Below are 11,721 nucleotides of genomic sequence, written 5' to 3'. Positions count from 1 at the left end.
GGCATGATCAGGACCCGTAATTGACTGGGCGACGGGGCTTGTCTTGAACTTTTCGTTCGTGTCTGAGCCTGCGCGGTGTCTTGCGACTGGACATGGTTCTCCTACGGGCCCGTACTGGCCCTGAGCTTGCGTCTAACGAGAGCGGAATCAGTCCGCGAGTGAACCCGCCCGAGAGTCTGTCTCGAGGGCTTAGGCAGGACCCGGGGAGCAACTGAGCGGAAAGGAGGACACTCGTGCTCGACCCGGGTCCTGTTCCGTACCGGTCTCCGAGGGCAAAGGGTGCAAGACCGGGTACGGGGTCCGGACCATGGCCACCAGGGCCGCTATCCGGAGTTCAGGAGAATGCAACGATTGAGATCACGGCGAACAGGACCAGCACGAGACGCACCCATTCCAGACGGGTTGTGAATCGCACGAGAGCCGGGCTCACGACAAGACCTCGACCGAGCCATCGGCATAGATCCGGACCCGAGTTCCCGGGTCGTCCGGGTGCGGGACATCGACAGGATCCGTTCCGCGTAGCGAATTGGCGAGACTGCGGAACTGGTCCGCCAACTGAGCCATGGTCTCGGGACCGTGCTCCGCCCCGGGGAACTGGGCTTGTGTGCGCTCGGCCGCGTCGGTGATGATCGCGGCCTGTTCCTCGTACGCGACCGCGTACGCCTCGCGCAGAGGGTGCGTCATGATCGGGATTCCTTTCTGAGATAGCGGATCATGTTCGGCATGGGTGAGCACCACAGGCCGTTGTCGTCCTGCGACTGGCCCAGGTCGAGCGGGTCCCGACAGCGACCAAGCCGGGTTCGGTGTATGCCGTGGCCGTATCTGGACCGGAACGTGTTGTGGCAATGGGCACAGTGCACGGCGGAGATCGAGGACCAACGATGGCCACAGTCGGCGCACGAGTGCTTGGGTCGAGTCATGAGCTTGCTCCGGGAATAGCCCTTCCCAGCCCTGACACGGTCACACGCGAGAGTTCAGCTCTCGACCGACAGAAGGGACCTGAGAAGGATGTGCGCCCGTCCTGGCTCAACCAGTCGGGGCGATAACGGCGCCCGGCCGTGTCAGAGGCAAACGAGGACCTGACACGGCCGGACCCGGAGCCTGGATCGTGGTCAACCTGTGCACGATCTTGGCTCTACCACTCGTACGAACCCGACTACACGCGCCCGCCCCGGCCCTCAACCGAGTGCACCAGCCGAGGCCGGATCGCGGTCTCTCCAGGCTCGTGATCGGCCAACGCCTGCCGGAGCTTGTCCCGCGCCCGTGCCAGGTGTGTGCTCACAGTGGTCCGAGCCAGACCGAGTTCGATCGCGATGGCCTCAACCTTGCCAAACCAGTCTCCGGCACCCCCGATCAGCTTGATCATGGCCTCCCTCTGTCTCGGGGGCAGCGTCATGAGCGCGGCCACAAGGTCGAACTCTGGCTCCGATTCGGGATCCTGGTCGGTCCCGGCCGGGTCCCACCCCGCTTCGGCCAAAGCGGTGCCGGACAGGGTCCGCTCGTATCGGATCTCGCCGTCAACCTTGGCGCCCGGCAATTTCTCCCGGTCGTGCATTATCGAGTAGAAGTCCCGGGGCATTCCCGTGCACTGGATCGAACGGCCCGGCCTCTCCTCGAAATCGGAAAAGGTCAGGTGCACGGCCGGCTTGAGGCTGACCGAATTCACCTTTCTGTCATCGGGTGGATCCACACCAGCTTCGTCCAATTCTTGCCAGTACGACCGGGCCGGGTACCCGATTGGATTCAGGTCCTGGAACTCGTCCCGGGACTTGGGCTCGGGACGGTCCGGGGGCAGGCCATCACCGGGGACGGGCCAACGCACGGCGAGGGTCTTGGTCATGATCGGGTCCCTTCCTGGGTAGCTCGGTTCGGAGCGAAGCGGAGAAACGAACCGAGCGAACGTGTACTTGATCGAGTTCATGTCACGACCGGTCTCGTTCCCGGCCGCCTGTGCTTCGCGCGGCCGGACCGTCATGAGTCCGGACGTGATCATGTGGGCTTGGATCCGGCCTATCCGGGACGGCCATGGGGCGAAGCCCGGAACAGGTTCATAGTGGGTGGGGAGTAGTGCGAGGTACGAGTACTACGGGGAGGGCACCCACCCACCCACTTACTCACCCTGTTTGGGACGCCAGACCGTGTCTGTGTTCGCCCCCTCTCGGACCAGCATCGCGGCCACGCCCCCGCCGTTCTTGACCTTGTTCCGGAAGGACTCATATCCGCCGCCGAACTCGCCGTCCAACGCGCGGGCTGTGTCGTTCACGCCCTTGCCTTGGCAATGTTCGACGACCCATGCCGCGTACTCCGCGTTCTTGTCCTGGGTCTCGGCGGCCCGATTCTGCTTGGGTTTGGGGGCGTCCTCGTTCTCGTCCCGAGGGGCCCAGACTTCTCGGCTCACAACGTCCTGGCCCGCTCCCGGGAGCGGGCGCGCGATGATCTGCTGCGGTTGATCAAGCTTGTTTGCTCGCACGATCAGGCCCAGGTTCCCGCCCCGGAGCTTGCGCCGGTTCGTCTGCCGGACCTGGATCCAGCACCGTGACTTCTGGACGATCCCGGACCAACCCATCGGGGGCGCACCAACGACGCTCGCGCCGTGTTCTGACTCGTGGTGCAGGATCACGACTGGCACCCCGTTGCGTGTCAAGGGGTCCAGACCGTCGAACACAGTCGTCAAGGTCTGCGCGTCGTTCGTGTCCCCGGACGCACCCATGAGGTTATCCAGGACCACGAAGTTGTGTCCGCGCTCGATCAGTCCAGCCGTGAGTACGGCCCACTCCTCTGCCCGAGCCGTGCGCCCGATCCGATAGAAGCCTACCTCTCCGCCGTCCGCGTGCGGCCCAAGAATTTCGGCATAGTCCTCTTCCGAAGCCGGATCGGTGCACAGGATCGCCGGGTACCAGAGCTTGGCCTTGTCGGTGGGTTCCATGTCGAGAAACCTGTACCCGTCTACGAGAAGCGAAAGGATCATGCTCACGACAAGGTGAGACTTTCCCGCGCCGGACTTGCCGTAGAGCGTCGTCACCGATGCGGAGACGGTCTCGTGGAACACCCACCGTTCCGTCTTCTGTGCACGCTCCCATGCCTGTTCCAGGCTGGAGAACGGGAACCGGGTTGCGAAGTCGATAGTCATGCCCACCGCCGCTGTCCGTCGAGATCCAGCAGGACGAGTTCGTGGCGTCCGCCACCGTTCCGGCACGAGCCACCGCAGTAGAACGGTTCCAGCATCTTCGAGCACTTGATCCGAGCTTCGTCGAAGTCTTCGTACAAGAGCACGTCTGGGAACGCGCTCTGGCGCCCGACCTTGAGCCAGTGCACGACGGCGTACGTCCCAGTGCCCTCGACCCGCGCACGGCCACCCCAGACGCACCTAGCCATGGCCGGACCGGACCGGTGGTGCTTGTCGCAGTTGTGGTTCCGATAGGTCTTCATGATCAGTCCTCCCAAGTCATGGCGAGAAGCCGTTGTGTGGCCTCGAAACTGGGTCGCCGGTCGCCGTAGGTCCAGCGGCGCACGGTGTGCACGGACACGCCCAACTTGAGTGCGAGCCGGGCCCGGTCTCCGTTCACTGTGTCGAGCGCTGCCTTAGTCAGGCTCACGCTGTCTCGGACTTCGGACATGTGTCTCTCCTTTGGGTGCGAGAAATGGCCCCAGGTCGGGGCTTGGACATGGGAATGCCCGGGGTGTGGCTGGAAAGGGATCAGTCCGGCAGGAGGCCAGGTCAGGCCAAGCCGCTCGTGACGTCCGTGCCCGGCGGTCTCTCGTTCCGGGCTGTACCGAAGGTTAGAGCAGCATATCCGCCCACCCCGACAACTTCCGCGCGCTCCCTGCTCGGGAGTGGCGTACGGCGGGCCATCAGCCCAGGTCAAGGCCCTATTCTGAGTCTGGGGACCCTTGCTCAGGCAGGGCTCAGGCCAGCTCGGCCAAGGCTCGCCGACGCCCGGCCCACTCGGCATCGCGCCAGTCCTCGGGAAGGGCCTCGATCGCTTCCCGCGCCGTCCTGGCTGCTGCCTGGTCGTCACCCAGGGCCTTGAGTACGAACGCGCGCTGGCCATGGAAGAACGCGGGCACGTACCAGTACCCGGACGGGGGCAAGTCGTCCGGATCCTGGGGAAGATCTCGGACCAGCCGGTCGGCCTGGTTCAGGGACTTGAGCGCGTCGGCCCGTTGCCCGTCCTTGGCGAGGACCTCGGCACGCTGGAACTGGGTGTAGGTCCGGAGCCCGACATTGACTCGGTCGTCCCGGCCTGCCGCATCGTTCAGGGCCTCGGCCGTCCGGAGATCGCCACGACGTAGGTTTCGGTACGCGCCAAAGGATAGGGCCATGGCGAGCCGTTCCGGGTCATCGGCTTCGAGTGCGAGAACGCTTGCCCTGTCTAAGTGTTTGCGGGAATCGTCCCAGCGTTCGAGCGGGATCGAGAGCCAGCCCAGGTACTGTTCCAGCTCGGACAGCAGGCCCACGGCTTCGGCCCGGACCGGGCCCCGGGAGTTGTCGGCAAGCCTGGTGACCATGGCACGTTGTGCTTGCACCGTAGGGAGAACGTCCCCGGCCCCGGTCGCGTCTTCCAGGCGTCGGACCGAGGCCAGAACGTCGGCTATCGCACCCAAGGCCCGGGAATCGGTGTGCACGGCCCCTGAGAGGGCCTGTGACACGCGTTCAGCGTCCCGGGCGGGCACTAGGCCTAGATCGGTCTCGGACGCGTCCAGGACGGCGCACAGCGCGGCTCTGACCATCGGGCCCGGCCGCCGGACCTGGCCCCGTTCCAGCTTGCCCAGGTGGTTGCCGTCGAAGGCTGAGAGACGACCCTTGGGATCGTTCCGGGTGATCCAGTCCGAGACCTCTGCCGCGAGTTCGTCACGGCCCATGGGCGTGCCCGGGTACCGGCGTGACGACATGGCCTCACGGGCGAGGCGTAGCCGGTCATTTGGGGCCGGGGACATGCCTCGATCCTACTTCTTCCCCGGTCTTCCTTCGGATCTTCCCTGGGCAGGGAGTGAGCATCGAAGAACGCTGGGTGAATGATCCACATATCCCCCGCGTGGGGCCTCACTCTTGTCTTGTCTCTGATGTTCGCCTTGCCCGTGGCCGTCCTGGTCGTGCCCCCGGTCGTGGAGCGTTGGCAGAGGAGGGGACGGCCATGACAGTCCGGCTCACGTTCCTCCGGCTGAAAACGGGCCACGGTGGAGAACGCGCTCGGGTCGTGCACATCGGCCTGGCCGACGAGTCGGGACGGCCTGAGATGAGTCCTGGGGGCGTGCGGGTCCTGTGCGGGCTCTACTTGGTCCCGGGCACGTTCGATCAGCTCTCCGGGGTCGTGGGGGCCCCGTGTGAATCCTGTGCGATCAACTCTCCCGGGCCGGACTCCACTCCGGCCATCCCCCAGGCACGCCGGGTCTCCCTCCCTTCTTAGACTCGGCATGAGGAAGGCCCCCTATCACTCGAATTGAGAGGGGGCCTTCTGCTGTGTTCTGATCTTGAGTTAGCGGACCGATTCTCGGAGCTGATTCCCGATGTCCATCACGTCGTAAGCTTCTGCTCCGTCCAGGGACCAGAACACGGACTCCCCGGTCTGGATCTCTTCGACCACGTACAGGGCCCCAGCCCAGGAAGTGACTCGATAAGCGTCCGGAATCACTTGATCACCCCGCCCAGGCTCTGAGTCGCAACCGGGATCGGGTTGGTGTCCGGCCCGAGGTAAATCAGGTCCTGCCCGAGCCCGTTCTCACCCCCGAGCCAGTAGCAGGGGAATCGGTCCGCAGGCTGGCCCGAGCCGTCCTCGTTCAGGCAGGGCCAGGCCGTGTGATCGACCGTGGCCGGGCTCCGGGTGATCTCTGGCTTGGTCGGCTTCTGGGTGGCCAGGAACACGGCCACGACCACCAGGGCCAGCGCCAGGACGGCCCCGATCCCGCAGGTCAGGGCCTTGATCAGGCGTTCGTCTCTCATGGGCTTCTCCGGTGTTCAAAGTCTCCATCTCGAAGAGCCCGAGTACGAGAACACCGCGGCGATCGCGAACGAACTCGGCGCGGCGAAGACGTTGCAGGCCAACAACCCGGGCCTGTTCGTGTCGGTGACGATGCCGGGCACCGCGGCCGGCACCGGCTGGTTCGGCACGCAGCTGATCGACCAGGCCAAGTCGATCGGGTTCACCCCGAACAACTTCTCGATCATGCCGTTCGACGGCGGCTTCAACGGCGGCTCGTCGCAGGTGTCGGCGCTGGAAGCCCTGCACGGCCTGCTGATGTCGCACCTGGGCTGGGACAGCGCGACCGCGTACTCGCACGAAGGTTTCTCCGGCATGAACGGCAAGTCGGACGCGGCCGAGATGTTCTACACGTCGGACTTCCAGACGGTGTACGACTACGCGATCAGCCACGGCCTCGGCCGCTTCACGTTCTGGTCGGTCAACCGCGACCGCGCCTGCGTCGGCACGACCGACAACGGTGTCTGCAGCAACGTCCCGCAGAACGACTGGGACTTCACGAAGTTCAGCGTCCGGTTCGCCGGCGCGACCCCGCCGCAGACGACCCCGCCGGTGACGACGACCCCGACCACCCCGGGCGGCGGCTCGTGCACCGCGGCGGAGTGGGACCGGACGAAGGTCTACGTCAAGGACAACGTCGTCGCCCACAACAGCCACCAGTGGACGGCCAAGTGGTGGACGCAGGGCGAGGAGCCCGGCACCACCGGCGAATGGGGCGTCTGGCAGGACAACGGCGCCTGCTAGCTGCGGGTTCGGGAGGCCGCCTCGGCGGCCTCCCGAACTTCAGAACTCGAGGTGGGTGTTCTCGCGCTGGACCTCCGGGGTCAGCGCGGGCACCTCGACGACGTGCCGCCCGGCCTGCCGCAGCAGCTCGGTGCCCTGGGCGTCGACGAAGACCGGCGGCTCGCGCCACGCGAACACGACCCGCGGGATCCCGGCGTCGAGGATCAGCTGGGTGCAGCTGCGCGGGTGGGAACTGCGGTGGCTGCAGGGTTCCAGCGAGCTGTAGATGGTGGCCCCGTCCAGGCGCGGGTCGCCGGCGCACTTGGCGAGCGCGGCTTCTTCGGCGTGGTTGGCGGGATCGCCTTCGCCGGAATGCCCGGTGGCGATGACCTCGCCGTCGGCGCCGGTGATCACGGAGCCCACCCGGAAGGTGTGGCTCGGCGGGCATTCGGCGGCGAGCGCGATGGCTTCCTTGAGCCTCCCGACGTCCCGGCCGGTCGGCTCGTCCGCGGCGCGGTACTCGAGGATGGCCATGCCCTGCAGTTCTTTCGCGCTGACGAGGACCAGCGGCCGCGGGTAGAGGCCGGGCCCGACGAACCGGGGCGCGCCCGGCTGCCCGACGAAGAACGGCGCGATCGCGAGCCGCAGCTCGTCGGCGAGGCCTTCGGTGAGGAACCGGGTGTGGATCCCGCCACCGCCCTCGACCAGCAGGTTCTTGATGCCGCGCGCCCCGAGGTTGTCGAGGACGTGCCCGAAGTCGGGCGGATTCCCGGCGTCCACGACGGTGGCGACGCGCTTCAGCGCGTCAGCCGCTCCCGGCGGCGCGTAGACGATCTTTTCGGTGTCCCCGACGGTGAAGAACTGCGCGTCCGGGTCGAGCCCGCGGGTGGTCACGGTGACCTTGACGGGTTGTTCGGGCTTGCCCTGCTCCAGCCGTCGCCGCCGCAGTTCCGGCGACCGGACGAGCAGCCGCGGGTTGTCGGCCCGCACGGTCCCGGCCCCGACGAAAATGGCGTCGGCCTCCGCCCGCAACCGGTCGACGACGGCGAAGTCGTCCTCTGTGGACAGCACGAGCCGCTCGGGCGAGGTGTCGTCGAGGTAGCCGTCGAGCGACTGCGCGGCGGACAGCAGAACGTGCGGCCGGGTGATCACCCCGCCCAGTATGCCGTAACGCCTTCGGCGATCCCGGCGTCCTACGACGTATCCCTGTCGAGTCCCCACCCCCGGAGCTGCGGAACATGACCACGCGAGGCTGGTACAAGGAACGGACGCTCACCACGGTCGACACCGTCGGCCGCGAGGTGTCGGTGACGACCGGCCTGACCCGCGACCCCGAAGGCCACCTGGTCGCGGCAATAGCCATCAGCGACGGCCCGACGGCGATCTACCGCCACTCCGGCGACCCGGACGACCGCACCGAGCTGGTCACGAACGCCACGAACACGGTCAAGGAGCTCCGCCGGCTGGCCGGGGTCCCGCCCCTGTAGCCGGGGTCCGCCTCGAGTCGGCGGGGTCCCGGGTTCCGCTCGGCGACCTGCGATCCCGCCCAGCGCGGTCCGGATTCGGCCCAGCGACCCGCGTCCCGGTTCACGCCGAAGCCGCCGCGTCCCCGGCCGCCGCGCAGCCGAGCGGCTCTCCCGGAACAGTGTCCCATTCGTCCCATTCATGGGAAGTCAGGACGCGGACGAGCTCGACCCGGCGGGTGTCCGCCTCGGCGACCGGCAGGAGCATCCCGGGTCAGGCGGGCAGGACCGCGTACTGGCGGACGTAGAGGTCCGTGTACGTCACCGGCCCGCGGGGGCCGGGGACCTTGTCCAGGTTGATGCCGGTTTCCGGGACCGCGAGGAGCTTGAAGCCGTCCAGGAGGCGGGTCGGGGCGTTCCAGAAGACACCCGTGCCGGTGTAGCCGTCGAAGAAGGCGTCGGCGGCCGACTCGTCCTCGGTGGCGATGCCCGCCGCCAGGCCCGACGTCTGCTCGTTGGCGATCTCGACGGCGTCGGCGAGCGCGCCGACCTTGGCGACCGTGACGGTCGCTTCGCGGTCGGAGTCCAGCGCCCACTCGTAACCGATGGCGTGCTCGTGCGGCGCCAGCGAAGGCGTGACGCCGCGCTCGGCGAGCGCGTCCGCGATCGCGGGCCAGGCCTCGTCGTGGATGCTCTCGTGGATGAGCAGCAGGTTCAGCCGGTTGCAGACGCCCAGGCGGTCGAGGCTGGCGTAGACCAGGTCACGCGCCTTCGTGACGTCCGCCCCGCGGTCGACGTACAGGACGCCGCCACCATCGGCGTGGGCCAGCGTGCGCACACCGTGGACGGCCGCCTCGGTCGCGAGAGCCCGGGTGCTCTCGCCGCTGCCGCGCAGGATCACCAGCGGCACCAGGTTCGGCAGCCGCACCAGCGCGGACGCCGCCTCGCGCTCGACCCGCGGCACCAGCTGGACGCAGTCCGCGTCGATGCCCGCCTCGGTCAGCGCCGGGGCGATGACGACCTCCCGCAGCCGCTGGGCCGAGCCGAGCGCGGCCGAGCCCGTGCGCAGGACGCCGGCGTTGCGCGACTTCACCAGCTGCGACGCCACGTCGACGGTCACGTTCGGCCGCGCCTCGTAGTTCGCGCCGATCACGCCGACCGGACGTCGCCGCTCGACCAGCCGCAGCCCGTCGTCCAGCGTGGACACCTCGACCGTGCGCTCCTGGTGCGGGGCGCCGGCGAGCAGCCGCAGCTGCTCGGCCATACCGGTCAAGCGCTCCGGGGTGATCGTGAGCCGGTCGAGCAGGCCGGCGCTCATCCCCTCGGCCTTGGCGCGCTCGACGTCGGCCTGGTTCGCCTCCAGGATCTCGTCGCGGTGCGCCAGCAGCCGCTCCGCCATCCCGGTCAGCGCGGCGTCGACGGCCTCCGCACTGGCGGCGGCGAGCGACGGCGCGGCCAGCTTCGCCGCCCGTGCGCACTCCTCCACGGCCTTGGCGACCTCGTCCATCGTTCGTCTCCCTCCGCGCGACCAGCGGAGACCAGTTTGCCGCATGGGCGTGGCCCGGCAGCCACGGGCTCCACCGGCGACGGGCCCTTACGCGGCGGCGAGCGGCTCCAGCAGCCACAGCGCGCCGGCGATCAGGCAGCTGACCGTCGCGACGGCGAACACCAGCACCCACAGCACCGGCGGCACCGCGGTCAGCCGGCCCAGCTGGTCGGCGTCGGAGTCGCGCGCCTGCCCGCGCCGCCGCTTGACCTGCAGCTCGGCGATCGGCCGCACGCCACCGAACAGCAGGAACCACGTCACGAGGTAGCTGAACGGAGCCTGCACTTCGACCGGCGCGACGAACGCGACCAGCGCGAGCACCACGGCGCTGGCGACGACGGTGAACACCCCGTAGGCGTTGCGCACCATCACCAGCACGCCGAGCAGCAGCAGCGCGATCAGGACGAGGACCGTGCCGACCAGGTCGGCGCCCAGCAGGCTGGCGAAGAGCAGCCCCAGGACCGACGGCGCCAGGTACCCGGCCATCGCGGTGAACGCCATACCCGGCCCCTCGGGCTTGCCGCGCGAGACGGTGACGCCCGAGGTGTCCGAGTGCAGCTTGATGCCCTGCAGGCGCCGTCCGACCAGCACCGCGGCCAACGCGTGCCCGGCCTCGTGCACGATCGTGACGACGTTCCGGGCCCGTCGCCACAGCGTGCCGCCGATCAGCACGACCAGCAGCGCCACCCCACCGGCGACCAGGGTGATCACCGCGGGGGTTTGAGCCTGTTCGAGCAGCGAACCGGCCGGCGAGGGGTCGGCGGCGGCCGCGCGGAAGATCGACAGGGCGTCACGGACAGGGCCACCGAGCGCGAGTTGAACGGGCGAGCTCACCCGGACACCTCACCACAGGCGACATCTGGCTACTGTGAGTCCCCACCGCACGCTGCTGCGCGGCTTCCGGTATTGGGTCGTGGCGATCTCCCTTCCTGGTGTCGTGGTCGAGCGGAGGGTCGGGCGCGCGGCCGGGTCACAGGTGACCGGCTCGATCGGCCGGGCTGAGAGCGCCCCGCGTCAGGTCATCGGGACTCCCGCATCCGGGCCTCCCCTTCGACGCGGAACAGGAACGACACCCAGCTCCGGAACGGTGCCCAGGCCGTCGCGATCTCCGTCAGCTCCTCCACGCCCGCCTCCGGCAGGTGGTACGCGTCGCGCATGATCTCGTGGAGGCGGGTTTCGCCGCGGGGGAAGACGTCCGGGTGGCCCGCGCCGCGGATCAGGATCAGCTCCGCGCTGAACCGGCCGATGCCCGGCAGGAGCTGCAGCTGTTTCAGCGCCTCCTCCACCGGCATCGCCCGCAACGCCGCCGCGTCGAGCATTCCCGCGGCCGCCGCTTCCGCGATGCTTCGCAGCCGTTGCATCTTCGGACCCGAAAGCCCGGGCAGGTACTCCAGCTTCGCCAGCACCGCGGGCACCGGGAACGCCCTCAGCCTCCTCCCGCCGACGTCGACCTCCACGCCGTGGCGCTCCGTCAGGCGGCGGCGCAACCGCACCGCCTGCGTCATCCAGATGCGATGGCTCAGCACCGCCCAGCACGCCGCCTCGTACGGCGACGCGAACAGCACCGGCCGCAGGCCCGGGTGCAGCCCCTGCAGCAGGGACACGACCGGGTCGCGATGGCCGGCGTCCGGGAACCCGGTGCCGTCGACGTCCAGCGAGCACATCCGCCGCACCTGCTCCACCACTGCCTCGGCGTGCGCGGCCGGCCCATGGACCGCCACCGCGACCTCACCGGGTGATCTCTGGCGCAGCACCGCTCCCACCGGTGTCCATTCGCGCTCGAGCGGGAACGCCACGCGGAGGGCGCCGGCTTCCGCTTCCGGCTGCCCGGCGGGGGCGAACCCCGTCAGGAACCGGGCCGCCGCGGTCAGGTCGAACCCGCCGCGCACCGCGATTTCGCCGCCCAGCACCGGAAACTCCGTCGTTGTCGTCATCTGTCCTCCTCGGATCGGGAACCTCGCCTGCGACGCTAGGCAGGGGCACCGACAATTCCGGGCTCGAACGCCTGAGC

The 11,721-nt window shown here is 68.6% G+C and carries 15 protein-coding genes; 2 read left to right on the top strand and 13 right to left on the bottom strand.

From position 1 onward, the window contains the following. Positions 1-426: 426 nt before the first annotated feature. From ACH54P_RS40785 to ACH54P_RS40750, 8 genes are all read right to left on the bottom strand, one after another. Positions 427-684, bottom strand: a complete 258-nt coding sequence (locus ACH54P_RS40785; RefSeq protein ID WP_489908639.1) for a hypothetical protein — start codon at positions 682-684, stop codon at positions 427-429. Beyond that, positions 681-920, bottom strand: coding sequence for an FDXHR family putative zinc-binding protein (locus ACH54P_RS40780; RefSeq protein ID WP_489908638.1), 240 nt, complete (start codon positions 918-920; stop codon positions 681-683). The genes ACH54P_RS40785 and ACH54P_RS40780 overlap by 4 nt, the downstream gene beginning before the upstream one ends. Before the next feature lie 236 nt (positions 921-1,156). Beyond that, on the bottom strand, positions 1,157-1,840 hold the full coding sequence (locus ACH54P_RS40775; protein WP_489908637.1) for an RNA polymerase sigma factor: 684 nt from the start codon (positions 1,838-1,840) through the stop codon (positions 1,157-1,159). A gap of 270 nt (positions 1,841-2,110) precedes the next feature. Next, positions 2,111-3,130 carry an AAA family ATPase gene (locus tag ACH54P_RS40770; RefSeq protein WP_489908636.1) on the bottom strand — a complete coding sequence of 340 codons (1,020 nt, stop codon included), beginning with the start codon at positions 3,128-3,130 and terminating at the stop codon, positions 2,111-2,113. Then, positions 3,127-3,429: a hypothetical protein gene (locus tag ACH54P_RS40765; RefSeq protein WP_489908634.1), complete on the bottom strand. Its 303-nt coding sequence runs from the start codon at positions 3,427-3,429 to the stop codon at positions 3,127-3,129. The genes ACH54P_RS40770 and ACH54P_RS40765 overlap by 4 nt, the downstream gene beginning before the upstream one ends. A gap of 2 nt (positions 3,430-3,431) precedes the next feature. Further along, a complete protein-coding gene (locus tag ACH54P_RS40760; RefSeq protein WP_489908633.1) occupies positions 3,432-3,617 on the bottom strand; it encodes a helix-turn-helix domain-containing protein in 186 nt (61 codons plus the stop codon). Positions 3,618-3,906: 289 nt separating this feature from the next. Then, the gene (locus ACH54P_RS40755) at positions 3,907-4,938 is read right to left on the bottom strand and encodes an NsdA family TPR-like regulatory protein (RefSeq protein ID WP_489908632.1); all 1,032 of its coding nucleotides are present in this window, start codon (positions 4,936-4,938) and stop codon (positions 3,907-3,909) included. 691 nt (positions 4,939-5,629) lie between these two features. Continuing rightward, positions 5,630-5,941 (bottom strand): hypothetical protein, encoded by a 312-nt coding sequence (locus tag ACH54P_RS40750; protein ID WP_489908630.1) that lies wholly within the window; start codon positions 5,939-5,941, stop codon positions 5,630-5,632. Here ACH54P_RS40750 and ACH54P_RS40745 point away from each other — a divergent pair. Beyond that, complete coding sequence (locus ACH54P_RS40745; protein WP_489908629.1) at positions 5,940-6,722, top strand: hypothetical protein; 783 nt, start codon at positions 5,940-5,942, stop codon at positions 6,720-6,722. The genes ACH54P_RS40750 and ACH54P_RS40745 overlap by 2 nt on opposite strands. Positions 6,723-6,761: 39 nt before the next feature. Here the strand turns inward: ACH54P_RS40745 and ACH54P_RS40740 are convergent, their stop codons facing one another. Continuing rightward, on the bottom strand, positions 6,762-7,853 hold the full coding sequence (locus tag ACH54P_RS40740; protein ID WP_489908628.1) for a dihydrofolate reductase family protein: 1,092 nt from the start codon (positions 7,851-7,853) through the stop codon (positions 6,762-6,764). A gap of 86 nt (positions 7,854-7,939) precedes the next feature. Between ACH54P_RS40740 and ACH54P_RS40735 the strand changes: the two genes are divergently transcribed. Continuing rightward, the gene (locus tag ACH54P_RS40735) at positions 7,940-8,188 is read left to right on the top strand and encodes a hypothetical protein (RefSeq protein WP_489908627.1); all 249 of its coding nucleotides are present in this window, start codon (positions 7,940-7,942) and stop codon (positions 8,186-8,188) included. A gap of 100 nt (positions 8,189-8,288) precedes the next feature. Here the strand turns inward: ACH54P_RS40735 and ACH54P_RS40730 are convergent, their stop codons facing one another. The 4 genes from ACH54P_RS40730 to ACH54P_RS40715 all read right to left on the bottom strand — a co-directional run bounded on the left by ACH54P_RS40730 (position 8,289) and on the right by ACH54P_RS40715 (position 11,644). Continuing rightward, on the bottom strand, positions 8,289-8,432 hold the full coding sequence (locus ACH54P_RS40730; RefSeq protein ID WP_489908626.1) for a hypothetical protein: 144 nt from the start codon (positions 8,430-8,432) through the stop codon (positions 8,289-8,291). A 6-nt stretch (positions 8,433-8,438) separates the two neighbouring features. Next, positions 8,439-9,671 (bottom strand): aldehyde dehydrogenase family protein, encoded by a 1,233-nt coding sequence (locus tag ACH54P_RS40725; RefSeq protein WP_489908624.1) that lies wholly within the window; start codon positions 9,669-9,671, stop codon positions 8,439-8,441. 87 nt (positions 9,672-9,758) lie between these two features. After that, a complete protein-coding gene (locus ACH54P_RS40720; protein ID WP_489908622.1) occupies positions 9,759-10,544 on the bottom strand; it encodes a M50 family metallopeptidase in 786 nt (261 codons plus the stop codon). 185 nt (positions 10,545-10,729) lie between these two features. After that, entirely contained in the window at positions 10,730-11,644 is a 915-nt protein-coding gene (locus ACH54P_RS40715; RefSeq protein WP_489908620.1) for a DNA-3-methyladenine glycosylase family protein, read from the bottom strand. Between the last annotated feature and the right edge of the window lie 77 nt (positions 11,645-11,721).

This window comes from Amycolatopsis sp. N2S4-7, assembly GCF_058119595.1.
This window is presented reverse-complemented; position numbering and strand designations above follow the sequence as displayed.

What these genes read in the sequence shown, in the direction of transcription:
- ACH54P_RS40785 (WP_489908639.1), bottom strand. Translation starts at nt 684, where the DNA reads ATGACGCACCCTCTGCGCGAGGCGTACGCGGTCGCGTACGAGGAACAG.
- ACH54P_RS40780 (WP_489908638.1), bottom strand. Translation starts at nt 920, where the DNA reads ATGACTCGACCCAAGCACTCGTGCGCCGACTGTGGCCATCGTTGGTCC.
- ACH54P_RS40775 (WP_489908637.1), bottom strand. Translation starts at nt 1,840, where the DNA reads ATGACCAAGACCCTCGCCGTGCGTTGGCCCGTCCCCGGTGATGGCCTG.
- ACH54P_RS40770 (WP_489908636.1), bottom strand. Translation starts at nt 3,130, where the DNA reads ATGACTATCGACTTCGCAACCCGGTTCCCGTTCTCCAGCCTGGAACAG.
- ACH54P_RS40765 (WP_489908634.1), bottom strand. Translation starts at nt 3,429, where the DNA reads ATGAAGACCTATCGGAACCACAACTGCGACAAGCACCACCGGTCCGGT.
- ACH54P_RS40760 (WP_489908633.1), bottom strand. Translation starts at nt 3,617, where the DNA reads ATGTCCGAAGTCCGAGACAGCGTGAGCCTGACTAAGGCAGCGCTCGAC.
- ACH54P_RS40755 (WP_489908632.1), bottom strand. Translation starts at nt 4,938, where the DNA reads ATGTCCCCGGCCCCAAATGACCGGCTACGCCTCGCCCGTGAGGCCATG.
- ACH54P_RS40745 (WP_489908629.1), top strand. Translation starts at nt 5,940, where the DNA reads ATGGGCTTCTCCGGTGTTCAAAGTCTCCATCTCGAAGAGCCCGAGTAC.
- ACH54P_RS40750 (WP_489908630.1), bottom strand. Translation starts at nt 5,941, where the DNA reads ATGAGAGACGAACGCCTGATCAAGGCCCTGACCTGCGGGATCGGGGCC.
- ACH54P_RS40735 (WP_489908627.1), top strand. Translation starts at nt 7,940, where the DNA reads ATGACCACGCGAGGCTGGTACAAGGAACGGACGCTCACCACGGTCGAC.
- ACH54P_RS40730 (WP_489908626.1), bottom strand. Translation starts at nt 8,432, where the DNA reads ATGCTCCTGCCGGTCGCCGAGGCGGACACCCGCCGGGTCGAGCTCGTC.
- ACH54P_RS40725 (WP_489908624.1), bottom strand. Translation starts at nt 9,671, where the DNA reads ATGGACGAGGTCGCCAAGGCCGTGGAGGAGTGCGCACGGGCGGCGAAG.
- ACH54P_RS40715 (WP_489908620.1), bottom strand. Translation starts at nt 11,644, where the DNA reads ATGACGACAACGACGGAGTTTCCGGTGCTGGGCGGCGAAATCGCGGTG.